This window comes from Herbiconiux oxytropis (assembly GCF_024979315.1).
Lineage (GTDB): Bacteria > Actinomycetota > Actinomycetes > Actinomycetales > Microbacteriaceae > Herbiconiux > Herbiconiux oxytropis.
The window spans coordinates 24,373-39,127 of sequence record NZ_JANLCK010000005.1; the positions used below are offsets into that span (position 1 = coordinate 24,373).

The 14,755-nt window shown below is 69.7% G+C and carries 15 protein-coding genes and 1 tRNA gene; 2 read left to right on the forward strand and 14 right to left on the reverse strand.

Features of this window, described 5'->3' with window-relative positions; genetic code table 11:
* Nucleotides 1-40: 40 nt before the first annotated feature.
* Together N1028_RS10670 and N1028_RS10675 are read right to left on the reverse strand one after the other, a co-directional pair.
* Entirely contained in the window at nt 41-1,195 is a 1,155-nt protein-coding gene (locus tag N1028_RS10670) for an ABC transporter substrate-binding protein (RefSeq protein WP_259528288.1), read from the reverse strand.
* A gap of 1 nt (nt 1,196) precedes the next feature.
* Nucleotides 1,197-1,688, reverse strand: a complete 492-nt coding sequence (locus tag N1028_RS10675; protein ID WP_259528290.1) for a RidA family protein — start codon at nt 1,686-1,688, stop codon at nt 1,197-1,199.
* A 327-nt stretch (nt 1,689-2,015) separates the two neighbouring features.
* Between N1028_RS10675 and N1028_RS10680 the strand changes: the two genes are divergently transcribed.
* The gene (locus N1028_RS10680) at nt 2,016-3,326 is read left to right on the forward strand and encodes an NtaA/DmoA family FMN-dependent monooxygenase (RefSeq protein ID WP_259528300.1); all 1,311 of its coding nucleotides are present in this window, start codon (nt 2,016-2,018) and stop codon (nt 3,324-3,326) included.
* A gap of 66 nt (nt 3,327-3,392) precedes the next feature.
* Here the strand turns inward: N1028_RS10680 and N1028_RS10685 are convergent, their stop codons facing one another.
* The 11 genes from N1028_RS10685 to rplU form a co-directional block, all read right to left on the reverse strand.
* Nucleotides 3,393-4,418 carry a LacI family DNA-binding transcriptional regulator gene (locus N1028_RS10685; RefSeq protein WP_259528302.1) on the reverse strand — a complete coding sequence of 342 codons (1,026 nt, stop codon included), beginning with the start codon at nt 4,416-4,418 and terminating at the stop codon, nt 3,393-3,395.
* 93 nt (nt 4,419-4,511) lie between these two features.
* Nucleotides 4,512-4,587: transfer RNA gene (locus tag N1028_RS10690), tRNA-Ala, on the reverse strand.
* A gap of 55 nt (nt 4,588-4,642) precedes the next feature.
* Nucleotides 4,643-5,029: a ribosome silencing factor gene (gene rsfS, locus N1028_RS10695; RefSeq protein ID WP_259528319.1), complete on the reverse strand. Its 387-nt coding sequence runs from the start codon at nt 5,027-5,029 to the stop codon at nt 4,643-4,645.
* Nucleotides 5,030-5,069: 40 nt separating this feature from the next.
* Entirely contained in the window at nt 5,070-6,047 is a 978-nt protein-coding gene (locus N1028_RS10700) for a hypothetical protein (protein WP_259528321.1), read from the reverse strand.
* Nucleotides 6,044-6,673: a nicotinate-nucleotide adenylyltransferase gene (gene nadD / locus N1028_RS10705; protein WP_259528328.1), complete on the reverse strand. Its 630-nt coding sequence runs from the start codon at nt 6,671-6,673 to the stop codon at nt 6,044-6,046. The genes N1028_RS10700 and nadD overlap by 4 nt, the downstream gene beginning before the upstream one ends.
* Before the next feature lie 9 nt (nt 6,674-6,682).
* Nucleotides 6,683-6,904 carry a hypothetical protein gene (locus N1028_RS10710; protein ID WP_259528332.1) on the reverse strand — a complete coding sequence of 74 codons (222 nt, stop codon included), beginning with the start codon at nt 6,902-6,904 and terminating at the stop codon, nt 6,683-6,685.
* A gap of 64 nt (nt 6,905-6,968) precedes the next feature.
* Complete coding sequence (locus N1028_RS10715; RefSeq protein ID WP_259528335.1) at nt 6,969-8,237, reverse strand: glutamate-5-semialdehyde dehydrogenase; 1,269 nt, start codon at nt 8,235-8,237, stop codon at nt 6,969-6,971.
* Between the two features lie 165 nt (nt 8,238-8,402).
* Nucleotides 8,403-9,245 (reverse strand): glutamate 5-kinase, encoded by an 843-nt coding sequence (gene proB / locus N1028_RS10720; protein WP_375163432.1) that lies wholly within the window; start codon nt 9,243-9,245, stop codon nt 8,403-8,405.
* Entirely contained in the window at nt 9,242-10,750 is a 1,509-nt protein-coding gene (obgE, locus tag N1028_RS10725; RefSeq protein ID WP_259528337.1) for a GTPase ObgE, read from the reverse strand. The genes proB and obgE overlap by 4 nt, the downstream gene beginning before the upstream one ends.
* Nucleotides 10,751-10,884: 134 nt before the next feature.
* On the reverse strand, nt 10,885-11,145 hold the full coding sequence (gene rpmA, locus N1028_RS10730; protein WP_259528345.1) for a 50S ribosomal protein L27: 261 nt from the start codon (nt 11,143-11,145) through the stop codon (nt 10,885-10,887).
* Between the two features lie 12 nt (nt 11,146-11,157).
* The gene (rplU, locus tag N1028_RS10735; RefSeq protein WP_259528348.1) at nt 11,158-11,466 is read right to left on the reverse strand and encodes a 50S ribosomal protein L21; all 309 of its coding nucleotides are present in this window, start codon (nt 11,464-11,466) and stop codon (nt 11,158-11,160) included.
* Nucleotides 11,467-11,635: 169 nt separating this feature from the next.
* On the opposite strand from rplU, the gene N1028_RS10740 reads away from it, so the two are divergent.
* Complete coding sequence (locus N1028_RS10740; RefSeq protein ID WP_259528350.1) at nt 11,636-11,911, forward strand: DUF4031 domain-containing protein; 276 nt, start codon at nt 11,636-11,638, stop codon at nt 11,909-11,911.
* Between the two features lie 7 nt (nt 11,912-11,918).
* On the opposite strand, the gene N1028_RS10745 is transcribed toward N1028_RS10740, so the two are convergent.
* Nucleotides 11,919-14,615 carry an Rne/Rng family ribonuclease gene (locus tag N1028_RS10745; RefSeq protein ID WP_259528358.1) on the reverse strand — a complete coding sequence of 899 codons (2,697 nt, stop codon included), beginning with the start codon at nt 14,613-14,615 and terminating at the stop codon, nt 11,919-11,921.
* Nucleotides 14,616-14,755 lie beyond the last annotated feature (140 nt).

Sequence of the window (14,755 nt, forward strand, 5' to 3'; positions counted from 1 at the left end):
GGCACCCGGCCGCTGTCCGGGAGCGGCCGTCCGGGAGCCGCTACTCGGCCGCCGCCACGAACTCGCCGCCGTCGACCTGGAGGAAGATCAGCTCGCCGAGCCGGTCGCCGCCGTCGTCGAAGGTGATGTCGCCCGTGACCCCGCCGAAGCCGTCGATGGAGGCCAGGGCCTCGGCCACGGCGGCACGATCGGTGGATCCGGCCTCGGTGATGGCCTCGGCGACCACCATGGTGGCGTCGTAGGCGAGGGCCGCCCACGAACTCGGCTCCTTGTCGAACTTCGCCGTGAAGGCGTCGATGAAGGCGGAGGACGCGTCGGTGCCCGCTGCCGCGGAGAAGGCCGAGTAGACGGTCATCCCCTCGACGGCGTCGCCGCCGAGCGAGACGAGGTCGGGGCTCACGGCGCCGTCGGTGCCGTAGATCGGCAGCTCGGAGCCGCTCGAGCGCAGCTGCGTCGCGATCTTGGCGGCCTCGGTGTAGAAGCCACCGATGAAGATCGCCTCCGGATCGTCGGCCAGTGCGGTGTTCACGATCGTGCCGAAGTCCACGGCGCCGAGCTGGTAGGCCTGCGAGCTCGTGACCTCGCCGCCCGCCTCCTCGAAGGCGGTGCTGAAGGCCTCGGCCACGCCCTGGCCGTAGTCGTCCTGCTGGTAGAGCACGGCGACCTTCTCCACTCCGCCGTCGGCGACGTGCGTGCCCATCTCGGCGCCCTGGTAGGCGTCGGTGAAGACGTCGCGGAAGAAGACGTCGCTCGCACCCGTGAGCTCGGGTGAGGTGACGGCGGAGGCCACGATCGGCAGGCCGCAGCTGTCGTAGACGGGCAGCGCCGAGAGGGCCACGCTCGAGAAGCTGTAGCCGAGCACCGCGGCGATGGCGGTGTCGTCGCAGAACTGCTGCGCGACCACGGGGCCGTTGGCGGGCGATCCCTCGTCGTCGGCCGAGACGATCTTCACCTGGCGGCCGTCGATGCCGCCGCCGTCGTTGAGCTCCTCCACGGCGAGGTCGACGCCTTCCCGCATCTCGAGGCCGTAGCTGGCGAAGTCGCCGGTGAGCGTGGCCGTGTAACCGAGGGCGATCTCGCCCTCGGCGTCTCCGGATCCGGAGTCGGAGCTCGCGCTGCTCGAGCAGGCCGCGAGCGTGAGCGAGAGCGCGGCGACGGCGGCGAGGGAGGCCGCCGTGGTGGTGCGTCGGATCATGTCAATCAACCGTTTCTATAGTGAGGACGTTCTCGAAGCAGTGGTTGCCGGCGAGGGCCGCGACGCCGATGGTGGCGCGCCCGCCGAGGCCGGCCTCCTTCCCGAAGAGCTCGAGGAAGAGGTCTGTGGCACCGCTGGAGATGAGGTGGACATCGGTGAACCCGGGAGCGACGGCGACGTAGTTCAGCGAACCGACGAGGCTCTTCACCCGATCGAGGCTCCCCAGGGCCAGCCGGATGGTGGCGAGGCAGTTGAGGGCGGTGAGGCGAGCGGCCTCATAGCCCTCGTCGACCGTGACCTCGGCACCGAGGCGGCCCGCGTGGAGCGCGGCGCCTTCGTGGCCGGGGGCGTCTTCGACGTGACCGGAGAGGAACAGCAGGTTCCCGGTCTTGTGGAAGGCCTTCATCGAGCCGTACGAGAGGCCGTGATACGGCACGGCCGAGTAGTCCGGAACAGCGAGGCCGAGGTCGGCGGCGCGGGATTCGAACGACACGGGTGCTCCTCGGGTGTGGTGCGGGTGGTGGTTGCTAAATCGTGACAGCAGGCGCTGGGTGAAGCAACCGAAGGGCAGAGGATTTACGTGGTGGAAACATGATGTAACGTGCGGAATCGGTTGCCGCAGCACGGTCGAGGTGCTGTTTCCCGCAGGATTCCGGGCCGGATCGACCTCCGTGGGGGTGCCAAGTCGGGCTGCCCGGTGTTTCGGGGGTGTGGCCGCTGTGTAAAAAGATCCCGGATGGCATCCGATCGGTTTGACAGGGCTTCTCGGCGCTTCCCATCATCAGAGGGCATCCCCCCTCAACGCGATACGGAGACACCCATGTTTCATCTCGGCTGGTTCGTCGGCAACGGGTACAGCGTGCAGTCGTGGAACCGCGACTGGGCCGGCACCGACAACGAGGACTGGTACTCGCCGGCGCTCTACTCCGACGCCGCCAGGGCCCTCGAGCGAGCCGCCTTCGACTTCATGGTGTTCCAGGACGGCCTCATGGTGCCCGACATCTTCGGCGGCAGCATGGAGGCCGATCTGAAGTTCGCCCAGGAGATCCCACGCTCGGACCCGACCGCCATGGTGGCGATCCTCTCCCAGGTCACGAAGAACCTCGGCTACATCCCCACCATCTCGACCTCGTTCTACCCGCCCTTCATGGCGGCCCGGATGCTCACGACCCTCGATCAGCTCTCGAGCGGTCACGCTGGCGGCAACCTGGTGACCTCGGCGAGCGACAGAGCCGCCCAGAACTTCGGGTTCGACAATCACCACGCCCACGACCTGCGCTACGAGATGGCCGAGGAGTGGGCCGATCTCGTGACGCAGCTCTGGGACTCGTGGGAGCCCGGATCCGTGATCATGGACACCGAGAAGCACGTCTTCGCCGACTACACGAAAGTGCACCCGATCGAATTCGAGGGCCGCTTCTACTCCTCCCGCGGTCCTCTCAACACACCGCCCGGGCCCCAGGGCCGTCCCGTCATCTCGCAGGCGGGCGGCTCCCCCGCCGGCCGCGAATTCGGCGCCAGGTTCGCCGACGTGATCTTCTGCGTGCCCAACGGCCTCGACTCCATGAGGGCCTACCGCGAGGACATCCACCGCAGGATGGAGAAGTACGGCCGGGAGCCGGGCGAGTGCAAGATCCTCTTCATGGTCGATCCCGTCATCGGCGAGACCGATCAGGTGGCCCGCGACATCGCCTCCGCCCGCGCCGAGGCCAAGCGGAGCGACGCCTACGTCGAAGAGCACCTGTCGGTGATGTCGTACTTCAGCGGCATCGACTTCGCCGCCTTCGACCTCGATCAGCCGATGCCCGATCTCGATGGCAAGGTCAACGCCCAGCAGAGCACGATGGCGCGGTACCAGAAGGATGCCGCGGGCAAGACCCTGCGCGAGCTCGTGATCGAGCACAACATGGTGGCCACGATCGACCTCGTCGGCAGCCCCGCCACGGTGGCCGCGAAGATGGGCGAGGTCATGGAGGAGGTGGGCGGAGACGGGTTCCTGCTCTCGGGCCCGCTCAACCGCAAGAACATCGCCGAGATCACCGACGGCCTCGTGCCCGAGCTGAAGCGGCTCGGACTCACCCGGCCGCGCTACACGAAGCCGACCCTGCGGGAGAACCTGCGCGAGTTCTGAGCGACGTCAGCGCACCGCGGACCAGACGGTCACGGGTCAGACGGCCGCGAGTCAGACGGCCGCGGGTCAGACTGCCGCGGGAGCGGCGCCTCGGCCGAGGGTCGAGGCGCGCGCCCGCAGGTCGATCGTGAACGCCTCCTGCACCTCCTCGGCGGCCGGACCGGGGTCACCGAGGGCCTGCAGCAGCAGGGCGGCGCAGCGCACGCCGAAATCGCGGGCGTGCAGGTCGATCGCGGTCACCGGAGGGTCGCACATCTCCATGGCGAGGCTGTCGGCATAGGCCGTGACGAGCACGTCGTCGCCCACCGAGAGCCCCAGGGCCCTGGCCGCCGACACCGCACCGACAGCCGATCCGTCGGGAGCCGAGATGATGGCATCCGGAGTGGCGCTCGCGGTGAGGAGCCCGGTCGTGGTGCGCCGCACGTCGTCGGGGGTCGCGCGGCGGGTGGAGTCCTCCAGCAGCGGCTGGATCGCCTGCTCCGCGCACCAGTCGAGGTAGGAGGCCCGCACCTCGCGGGCCCACGCCGTGGTGGTGGGCGGGGCCAGGAGGGCCGGACGCCGCGCTCCCCGCTCGAGCAGGTGGTCGAGGATGGCGCGCATGCCGGATGCGTGGTCGGAGTACACCGTGCCCCAGGGCCGGTCCGCTCCGGCGGGAGCGATCTCACCGCTCACCACGGGCATCCGGCTGGCCAGGATGCTGCGGACGGAGTCGTCGTCGTCCGGCGGATCGATGAGGATGAAGCCGTCGACGTGGGCCCGGCCGGCGTCGCGCGCGCGGCCGCCCGGCACGATCGTGACCGAGAGCGAGCTCGCGGCCGCCACCTCGACCACACCGAAGAGGAAGTTCATGTAGTAGGCCAGCCCGTTGGTGCTCTCGGGCAGGTAGATGCCGATGGCGCCGGCCTTGGCCCGGCGGAGGTTGCGGGCCCCGATGTTGACCGCGTAGTCGAGCTCGGCCGCGATCCGGCGCACGCGCTCGCGCGTCTCGTCCGACAGCCGGCCCGTGCCCGTGAGCGCGAACGAGACCGTGGCCCGCGAGACGCCGGCCGCCCGCGCGACGTCTTCGAGGGTGGTCGGCCTGGAGCGGTTCACGCTGTGACGCTACCAGCATGCCGCGGCGAGCATGGATCCCGGACGAGTACGAACCCGGAAACGACGAAGGCCGCCCGGAGGCGGCCTTCTGTGTGGTGGACCCGAGGGGATTCGAACCCCTGACCCCCTGCATGCCATGCAGGTGCGCTACCAGCTGCGCCACGGGCCCGGATGCTGAGTGTCTCAGCCTGGGCGTTCTTTCCGCTCTCGCGGAAACAACTTGTCTAGGTTACTACATCTTCGGAGTGGTTCTGAACACCCGTGAGAGGAACCACGGGGCAGTCCTTCCACAGTCGCTCGAGCGAGTAGTAGGTGCGGTCCTCCTCGTGGAAGACGTGCACGACGAGGTCGCCGAAGTCGAGCAGCACCCAGCGGCCCTCGGCGAGGCCCTCACGACGGATGACCTTCGTGCCGGACTCGGCCAGACGGTCGAGGATCTCCTCGGCGATGGCCGTGACGTTGCGCTCGTTGCGACCCGAGGCCAGCAGGAACACATCGGTGAGGGGCAGGGGGCCCGACACGTCGAGTGCCACGAGGTTCTCGGCCTGCTTGGAGTCGGCCGCGACGGCGGCCAGCTGTGCGATCTCGATCGAATGGGGTGTGGCGCTCACGAAGGCTTTCTTGACAGGGGAAGGAGACCGTCGACGGGAATCAGAAGACCCGGAAGACGAAGACGGCCAGGAGGAGGCTGACGACGCCCACCGCGAGCACGCCCGCGGTGACGGCGAGCACGACCGGGGCGTTCGCCCGCGCGCGCTTGGGCGGGGCGATCAGCGAGGTCGAGGACGTGTTCGTGCTGATGGCGCGGCTCGCGGCCACGGGGGCCACGTCGGAGCCCTGGGTCTCGGTCTCGGAGCGCTCGAGCAGCGCGTCGAGGTCGGTGGCCTCGAGGCCCGAGGCGGGGGCGCCGAGGGTGCCGAAGCTCGCGGGCAGGTCGATCGATCCGGTGATGATGACCTCGCCCGTCTCGTCGAGCGCCGTTCCGACGTCGTTCGAGCCGGGAACGGTGGGCAGCACGAGGGCGCTCGTGGTGGAGATCGAGTTCGTGGCCGCATTGTTGCGGAGCGAGATGAGGTCGTCGAACGACGACGGCAGCTGATCGCTCGAGGCCTTGGCGCGCTCGGCGGGGCTCTGGAACAGCGGGGCGAGCTTCGGCGCGTTGGCTTCCCGCTCCTCGGCCTCGACGTGGGCCGCAGCCTCGGACGTGGGGTCGACGGTGGCGGCGATCGGAACGTCGATCACCATCTCCTCGACGACGGTCTCGCGCTCCTCGGTGAGGGGCACGATCTCGATGACGGGCTGCACGCGGGTGGCGTCGTCGACGGAGTCGGTCTCGTCGTCGGAGACGACCTCGGGCACGATGGTGTCTTCGGCCACGTCGTCGGAGTCGTCGACCACGGACTCGGTGGCGGGCTCGGCGACGAAGGGCCCGGCGGCGACAGGCTCAGCGGCGACGGGCTCGGCGATGACGGGCGCGGCTGCTGCCGGCCCGGTGGCCTCGGCCTTGCGGGCCGCCTCCGCCTCGTCGGCGGCCTTGGCGTCGGCGTCGCGCTCCTTGCGCGGCTTCTGACGCTCCATCTCGCGCAGCTGACGACGCGTCAGCGGCTGCTCTCCCTGGGACGAACTCATTCAACACTCCGATATAGATGGTGCTTGGTGATGTACTGAACGACACCGTCGGGTACCAAGTACCACACCGGAAAACCCCGGCCGACCCGGCCGCGACAGTCAGTGGACGATATCGCTAGCGCAGGAACTTCCAAATAGCTTACGTCCTGGCGCGGCAAAGACGAAATGGCGAAGGTGTGACCCGGCCGTGAGACCGCCACGAAATGGGCGAGATCCCACAGCTCGTCGACGTCCTTCCAGTTCAGGATCTGCGCGATCGCGTCGGCTCCCGAGATGAAGAAGAGGTCGGCATCCGGATGCGCGGCGGCGATGTCGCGCAGGGTGTCGATCGTGTAGGTCACACCGCCGCGGTCGATGTCGACCCGGCTCACGGTGAAGCGTGGGTTCGACGCGGTGGCGATGACGGTCATCAGATAGCGGTGCTCGGCCGGGGTGACCGGCTGCTTGTGCCATGGCCGCCCGGTGGGCACGAAGACGACCTCGTCGAGGTCGAACGAGGTCGCAACCTCGCTGGCGGCCACGAGGTGGCCGTGGTGGATGGGGTCGAAGGTTCCGCCCATCACGCCGATTCGCCGCCGGGTCCGCGCCTGGTCAGGCGTGCCCGTCGCGGGCGGATCGATGCTCATCCGGTCGGACTAGTGATCCGCGCCGGTGCGGTCGGCGTGGCCGTGCACGTCGTGCGTGGCGGCGTACTTGGCCGACTTCTGCGGGTGCCGGTTCGCGACGTCGCGGTAGCTCCAGGTCACGAAGCCGAGGGCAGCGAAGATGACGGCTGCGATGAGTCCGAACACGATGGGGTCGAACGGGAGGCTCGCCGGCTCGTCGACGGCCGCGAGGACACTCACCAGAACTGACATTGCTTCTCCCAGGATGACGTCGGTCGGAACGAACTCTCCTACGATACCGCTAACCGGGGCCCGGCTACGCCCGGTGCTGCCCCGAGCCGCGCACGAGCCACTTCGTGCTCGTGAGTTCGGGCAGCCCCATCGGCCCCCTGGCGTGCAGCTTCTGGGTGGAGATGCCCACCTCGGCACCGAAGCCGAACTCTCCACCGTCGGTGAATCGCGTCGACGCATTGACCATCACCACAGCCGAGTCGACCTCGTTGAGGAAGCGCTCGGCGTTGCCGAGGTCGTTCGTGATGATCGACTCGGTGTGGTGCGTCGAGTAGCGGCGGATGTGCTCCATCGCCTCGTCGAGGTCGCGCACGACCCGCACGGCCAGGTCGAGGCTCATGTACTCGGTCGCCCAGTCCTCCTCGGAGGCGGGCACGGCATCCGGGAACAGGCCGCGGGTGGCCTCGTCGGCGTGCAGCACGACTCCGGCCTCGCGGAGGCGCTCGAGCACCGCGGGCAGCACGCGGGGCGCCGCGGCCTCGTGCACGAGCAGGGTCTCGAGGGCGTTGCACACGCTCGGCCGCTGCACCTTGGCGTTGTGCACGATGTCGACGGCCCAGTCGAGGCGCGCCGACTCGTCGAGGAAGACGTGCACGACACCGGCACCCGTCTCGATCACGGGCACCTTCGACTCGGTCACGACCGTCTCGATCAGCTGAGCGCTGCCGCGGGGGATGAGCACGTCGACCGCTCCCCTGGCCTGCATGAGCCGCTTGGCGCCGTCGCGCCCGAACTCGTCGATGGTCTGCACGGAGGCGGCCGGCAGTCCGACGCTCGCCAGGGCCTCCTGGATGAGCGCCACGAGCACGCGGTTGGTGTTCTCGGCGGCCGATCCGCCGCGGAGCACGACCGCGTTGCCGCTCTTGAGCGCGAGCGCCGCGATGTCGACGGTCACGTTGGGCCGGGCCTCGTAGATGGCGCCCACGACGCCGAAGGGCACCCGCACCTGGTCGATGCGCACGCCGTTCGGGAGGTTGCGGCCCTGCACGGCCTCGCCCACCGGATCCGTGAGCGCGATGATCTCGCGCACGGCCGCGGCCAGCGAGGCGAGCCTGGCCGAGTCGAGGCGGAGCCTGTCCTGGAGCGCTTCGGAGAGCCCGTTCTCCCGGCCGTTGGCGAGATCGAGGTCGTTCGCGGGGACGACTTCGCCTGCACTTGTCTCGATCGCGGCGGCGATGGCCTCGAGCGCGCGGTTCTTCAGGTCGGTGGTGACGGTCGCGAGCACGATCGCAGACTCGCGGGCGCCCTCCAGCTTCTCGTCGAACGACAGGGGCGCCACGGCGGTCTCAAGCATGCGAGAAGTCTACTCGCGGCCCGCGGCGGCCCGTCAGTCCGGGCCCGGCCGGCCGGGGTTGGCCACCCCCTCCGCGACTTGACAGAAGGAGCGCCTAAAGCCGCCGACTTGACACATCTTGTGTCAAGTCGGCGCTCTTAGGCGCAGGAAGTGTCAAGTGGGGGGTCAGTCGGCGGTGGGGACCGCGATGGCGCCCGTGGGGAGGCGCTCGGTGGGGACGGGCGAGGGCTCGAAGAAGGTGCCGACGGCGGCTCCTGCGAGGGCCTCGGCCACGAGCGACGTGGAGGTGACGAGCACCGCCGTTCCGGACGCGGCCGCCAGGCGGGCGGCCGAGACCTTCGTGGCCGCTCCCCCGGTGCCCACCCCGGCCGCGCCGGCGGAGCCGAAGGTGACCCCCGCGAGGTCGTCGCCGAGCGGCACATCCGTGATCTTCACGGCGCCGGGCTCCTGCGGCGGACGCGTGTAGAGCGCATCGACGTCCGACAGCAGCACGAGCGCGTCGGCGCCCACGAGCTGCGAGACGAGGGCCGCGAGCCGGTCGTTGTCGCCGAACCGGATCTCGTGCGTGGCGACGGTGTCGTTCTCGTTGACGATCGGAAGGATGCGAAGACCCAGCAGGCGGTCCATCGCACGCTGGGCGTTGGAGCGGTGTGTGGGGTTCTCGAGGTCGCCTGCCGTGAGCAGCACCTGGCCGGCCACGATCCCATACCGGTCGAGACTGTTCTGGTAGCGGAAGATCAGCACGTTCTGGCCCACGGCGGCCGCGGCCTGCTGGGTGGCGAGGTCGTGCGGGCGCGCCTCGAGCTGCAGGAACGGGATGCCCGTGGCGATGGCGCCGGAGGAGACGAGGATGATCTCGGTGCCCGCCGCATGAGCGGTCGCGAGCGCGTCGACGAGGGGTGCGATCTGGTGGGCGTTGTCTCCACTGATCGACGAGGAGCCGACTTTCACGACCACGCGCCGCGCGCGGGGGATGCCCTCGCGCACGAGCACGGCCGTGCGGGTCACGACTCGTCCTCGGCGTGCCAGAGCCCCGCTTCCTTCTCGCGGACCAGCTCGGCGCGGGCCTCCGACTTCGCGTCCATGAGCTCGTAGTACTCCTCACGGCGCTGGTTGCTCGTGCGCCGGCGCGGACCGTCGAGACGGGCGTCGGTGCCGCGCGGCGCCGTGATCAGCTCGGCGGTGGAGGTGAGGGTGGGCTCCCAGTCGAACACGATGCCGTTGCCGGCGCCGATGACCACGGCTGATCCGGAGACGGCACCCGCCTTGAAGAGCTTCTCCTCGACGCCGAGCTTCGCGAGCCGGTCGGCGAGGAAGCCGACGGCCTCGTCGTTGGTGAAGTCGGTCTGCTGCACCCAGCGCTCGGGCTTCTGCCCGATGATGCGGTAGAGGTTGCCGTGCGTGCCGCCCTCGACCCTGACGACGAAGCCTGCCTCGTCGACCGCGCGGGGGCGGATCACGATGCGCGCGGGAGCGGGCGCCTCGGCGGCGACCTTCCGGGCATCCTCGACCAGCTGGGCGAGCGCGAAGGAGAGCTGGCGCAGACCCTCGTGGCTCGCGGTCGAGATCTCGAACACGCGGTAGCCACGGGCCTCGAGCTCGGGCTTGACGAAGTCGGCGAGCTCGCGCGCCTCCGGCACGTCGATCTTGTTGAGCGCGATGAGCTGCGGCCGGTCGAGCAGCGGCGTCTGGCCCTCGGGCACCGGGTAGGCGCCGAGTTCGCCCAGGATGACGTCGAGGTCGCTGATCGGGTCGCGGCCGGGCTCGAGGGTGGCGCAGTCGAGCACGTGCAGCAGGGCGCTGCAGCGTTCCACATGGCGCAGGAACTCGAGACCGAGGCCCTTGCCCTCGCTCGCGCCCTCGATGAGGCCGGGAACGTCGGCGATCGTGTAACGGGTGCTGCCGATCTCGACAACGCCGAGGTTCGGGTGCAGGGTCGTGAAGGGGTAGTCGGCGATCTTCGGCTTCGCCGCTGACATCGCCGCCACGAGGCTCGACTTGCCGGCCGACGGGTAGCCCACGAGAGCGACATCCGCCACCGTCTTGAGCTCCAGCAGCACGTCGCCGGTCCAGCCCTCGGTGCCCAGCAGAGCGAAGCCGGGGGCCTTGCGCTTGGTGGTCGAGAGGGCGGCGTTGCCGAGACCGCCCTGGCCGCCCTCGGCCACGACGAAGCGCATGCCGGGCTCCACCATGTCGATGAGCTCGTTGCCCTCGGTGTCTTTGATGACGGTGCCCACCGGCACGTTCAGCACGAGCTCCTCGCCGTTGGCGCCGGCGCGGTGGTCGCCCATGCCGGGCCCGCCGTTCTGCGACGACTGGTGCGGGTGACGGTGGAAGCCGAGGAGCGTGGTGGTGCCGGCATCGCTCACGAGCACGATGTCGCCACCGTGCCCGCCGTTGCCGCCGTCAGGGCCGGCGAGGGGCTTGAACTTCTCCCGGCGCACCGACACGCAGCCGTTGCCGCCGTTCCCTGCACGCAGATGGAGGGTCACGTGGTCGACGAAAGTCACCATTGCGGTTGCCTCACGATCTGTTTCGACGCCGGTCGAGCGGCGCTGCTTCGGAGAGAAGCGGTGCTACGGGGAAAAGACGAAGCAGGGGCGGGCGAAGAACGCCGGCCCCTGCTCCTGTGCGGTGGTGCGCGAGATTACTCGGCAGCCGCCGCGACGATGTTGACGACCTTGCGGCCGCCCTTGGCGCCGAACTCGACCGAGCCCGCTGCGAGAGCGAACAGGGTGTCGTCGCCGCCACGGCCGACGTTCACGCCGGGGTGGAAGTGGGTGCCGCGCTGACGGACGATGATCTCGCCCGCGCCGACGACCTGGCCACCGAAGCGCTTCACGCCGAGGCGCTGTGCGTTGGAGTCACGACCGTTGCGAGTGGAACTCGCACCCTTTTTGTGTGCCATTAGCCCTGATCCTTACTTGATTCCGGTGACCTTGACACGGGTGAGCTCCTGGCGGTGGCCCTGACGCTTCTTGTACCCGGTCTTGTTCTTGAACTTCTGGATGACGATCTTCGGGCCGCGGAGGTCTTCGAGGACCTCTGCCGTCACCGTGATCTTGGCCAGCGACGGGGCGTCGGAGGTGATCTTCTCACCATCGACGAGCAGCACTGCCGCCAGCTCGATGTTGCCGTTCTTGTCGGCCTTGATCCGGTCGAGGGTGACGATGGTGCCGACCTCAACCTTTTCCTGCCGACCGCCGGCGCGCACAACTGCGTAAACCAATTTACGTACCTAACTCTTTTAGGGGCCCTCAAAAGCGCAATCTGCAACGCTTGGAAGTCTTGGCAATCGCGAGAGAGGAACTCTACGCACGCCAGCGACCAAGCTTACTCGACGCGGGGATCCCGGTCAAACCGACTTCGGCGGCCCGACCCGGTGCCATACTCGCTCCGTGACCGTGTTGATCGACGTGCCGATGTGGCCAGCCCACGGTACCACCTGGGGCCACCTCGTGAGCGACGACTCGCTGGCCGAGCTGCACGCCTTCGCCGAGCGCGCGGGGCTGCCGCCGCGGAGCTTCGACCTCGACCACTACGACGTGCCGGTGGAGCGCTACGACGAGCTCGTCGCCGCGGGCGCCCTGCCGGTGAGTTACCGGGATCTCGTGGTGCGCCTTCGCCGGAGCGGCCTCCGCGTGCGTGCGAAGGACCGCCCCGGCAAGGGCTGAAGGGCGCTCAGGCGCCGTGCGAGGAGTCGGCAGGGGCCGAGGCCGGAGCCGAGACCGCCGCCGTGCTCACGCGGCGGCTGCGGGTGCGGCCCTGGCCGGGCTGCTTGGGCTCGGGCAGGGCGTCGAGCACCGAGTCGAGCAGCTGGCTCGCCTCGGGCGGGGTCACGCGGGGCGCTCGAGCCGTCTTGGCCACGGGGATGTCGAGGATCGCCGTCGTGGGGGCGGCTGCCTGCTCGCCCTCGTCGCTCTTCGAGTGGCGCGACTTGCGCCGGCGGGAAGAGGCCGACGAGGCCTTCCCAGCATCCGGAGCCGCCCCGTCGGACGCGGTCTCGGACCCGGCGGACTCTGATGCGGCTGAATCGGATGCGGCGGCCTCTGATGGGGCAGCGGGCTCGGCCGGGGCGGACGCTCCGACGCTCGGCTCGGTGACGCCCTCGACCGCGCGGTGGGCGGCAGGGACCTGTGCGTCTCCCGCAGCCCCGGAAGCTGCCGCGATGGTCGACGCGGCGATCTGCGCGAGCGCGTTCTTCGCGTCGTCGGTGATGGCGTGCGGGGCGACGGCTGCGTGCGAGGTGCCGTTGGACGACCCGCCGCTGCCGCTGCCGCCGCTGCCCGAACCGCTGCGGCCACGACGGCCACCGCCGCTCGCGCCCTGGCCGTTGCCGCCGTTGGAGCCGCCGCCCGACGACGGTCCGTTCGACGAACGGTGCTTCACGACCGGATCGTGGTGCACGATGATCCCGCGACCGGCACAGGTCTCGCACGGCTCGCTGAACGATTCGAGGAGGCCGAGGCCGAGCTTCTTGCGGGTCATCTGCACGAGGCCGAGCGAGGTGACCTCGGCCACCTGGTGCTTCGTGCGGTCGCGGCTCAGGCACTCGACCAGGCGCCGCAGCACGAGGTCGCGGTTGGTCTCGAGCACCATGTCGATGAAGTCGACGACGATGATGCCGCCGATGTCGCGGAGGCGCAGCTGACGGACGATCTCCTCGGCCGCCTCCAGGTTGTTCATGGTGACGGTCTCTTCGAGGTTGCCACCCGAGCCCACGAACTTGCCCGTGTTGACGTCGACCACGGTCATGGCCTCGGTGCGGTCGATCACGAGCGAGCCACCCGAGGGCAGCCAGACCTTGCGGTCGAGGGCCTTCTCGATCTGCTCCGAGATGCGGTACTCGTCGAACGCGTCGCGCTCGCCCTCGTACTTCTCGACGCGGTCGAGGAGGTCGGGCGCCACGGCGGCGAGGTAGTTCTCGATCGTCGCCTGCGCGTCGTCACCGGAGATGACGAGGCGGTGGAAGTCCTCGTTGAAGACGTCGCGGACGATCTTGATCAGGAGGTCGGGCTCCGAGTGCAGCAGGTGCGGGCCCTGCTGCTTCTTGACCTGCTCGGAGATGTGCGCCCACTGCGAGGTGAGGCGGTTGACGTCGAGGGTCAGCTGCTCCTCGGTGGCGCCCTCCGAGGCGGTGCGGACGATGACGCCCACGTTCTCGGGGAGGACCTCCTTGAGGATGCGCTTGAGACGCGCCCGCTCGGTGTCCGGGAGCTTGCGGGAGATGCCGTTCATCGAGCCGTTGGGCACGTAGACGAGGTAGCGGCCGGGCAGGCTCACCTGGCTCGTGAGCCGGGCGCCCTTGTGACCCACCGGATCCTTCGTGACCTGCACGAGCACGGTGTCGCCCGACTTCAGCGCGAGCTCGATGCGGCGCGGCTGCGAGCCGCCCTTCCCGTCGGTGTTGCCGGCGGCCGCGGCCTCCCAGTCGACCTCGCCGGAGTAGAGCACGGCGTTGCGGCCGCGCCCGATGTCGACGAAGGCGGCCTCCATGCTCGGCAGCACGTTCTGCACGCGGCCGAGGTAGACGTTGCCGATGAGCGAGGCATCCTGTGCCTTGGCCACGTAGTGCTCGACCAGAACGCCGTCTTCGAGCACGCCGATCTGGATCTTGTCGTTCTTGGCGCGCACGACCATGACGCGGTCGACGGCCTCGCGGCGGGCGAGGAACTCGGCCTCCGTGACGACGGGGCGGCGGCGGCCGGCGTCGCGACCGTCGCGGCGGCGCTGCTTCTTGGCCTCGAGACGGGTGGAGCCCTTGATGCGCTGCGGCTCGGTGATGAGCTCGGGCTCGCGCGGGGTGCGCACCTTGACGACGGTGTTGGCAGGGTCGTTGTCTCCCCCGCGTCCCTCCTCGCCCGACCGACGGCGCGAGCGGCGACGCACGGTCGACTCGGGGCCCTGCTGGTCGTCACGGCCGTCGTCGTCGCGCGGACCACGGCTGCCGCGGTCACGGCTCGGCCGCTCATCACGCGGAGGCAGCGGCGGCAGGTCGGGGAGGTCGGGCGCCTGGAAGAACAGCGACGTGGTGCTGAGGGCACGCGCGGCCGGCTTCTCGTCGGCGACCGCCTCGGCGGGGGGCGCCTGGAACGCGGGGGTGAACGGCGCGAGGCCGGGCTCGTCGTCGTGCCCGTCTGCCGTGAGCACCGCATCCGGCGTCTCGGCGACGCCCTCAGCCTCGCGAGCCGACTCGGGCTCGCCCGGGGTCTGGGCGGCGGGGCTCTCGAAGGACGACGGGGGCACGGTCTCGACGGGCACCGACTGCTGCGGCTCGCTCTTCTTCACGCTCCGGCGACCGCCGAACAGCCGCTTGCGCCGTGCTCCGCCCTCTCCGTTGTTGCCACCATTGTCATTGTCTGAAATTCTCTCCACCATCTCTGGTGCACTCCTTGCCAGCCGGTGGCTCTCGCCTTCCGGCAGGTACTCTCGCGAGCGGGGCCCCGCTGCTGCGGAGCGCCTCGCTGGTTCTCGATTCGCGAGCGCGGTTCGCGCTCTACCCGTATTCGGGAAGTCAT

What these genes read in the sequence shown, in the direction of transcription:
- rpmA (WP_259528345.1), bottom strand. Translation starts at nt 11,145, where the DNA reads ATGGCACACAAAAAGGGTGCGAGTTCCACTCGCAACGGTCGTGACTCC.
- N1028_RS10710 (WP_259528332.1), bottom strand. Translation starts at nt 6,904, where the DNA reads ATGTCAGTTCTGGTGAGTGTCCTCGCGGCCGTCGACGAGCCGGCGAGC.
- N1028_RS10715 (WP_259528335.1), bottom strand. Translation starts at nt 8,237, where the DNA reads ATGCTTGAGACCGCCGTGGCGCCCCTGTCGTTCGACGAGAAGCTGGAG.
- N1028_RS10745 (WP_259528358.1), bottom strand. Translation starts at nt 14,615, where the DNA reads ATGGTGGAGAGAATTTCAGACAATGACAATGGTGGCAACAACGGAGAG.
- N1028_RS10670 (WP_259528288.1), bottom strand. Translation starts at nt 1,195, where the DNA reads ATGATCCGACGCACCACCACGGCGGCCTCCCTCGCCGCCGTCGCCGCG.
- obgE (WP_259528337.1), bottom strand. Translation starts at nt 10,750, where the DNA reads ATGGTGACTTTCGTCGACCACGTGACCCTCCATCTGCGTGCAGGGAAC.
- N1028_RS10700 (WP_259528321.1), bottom strand. Translation starts at nt 6,047, where the DNA reads ATGAGTTCGTCCCAGGGAGAGCAGCCGCTGACGCGTCGTCAGCTGCGC.
- N1028_RS10680 (WP_259528300.1), top strand. Translation starts at nt 2,016, where the DNA reads ATGTTTCATCTCGGCTGGTTCGTCGGCAACGGGTACAGCGTGCAGTCG.
- nadD (WP_259528328.1), bottom strand. Translation starts at nt 6,673, where the DNA reads ATGAGCATCGATCCGCCCGCGACGGGCACGCCTGACCAGGCGCGGACC.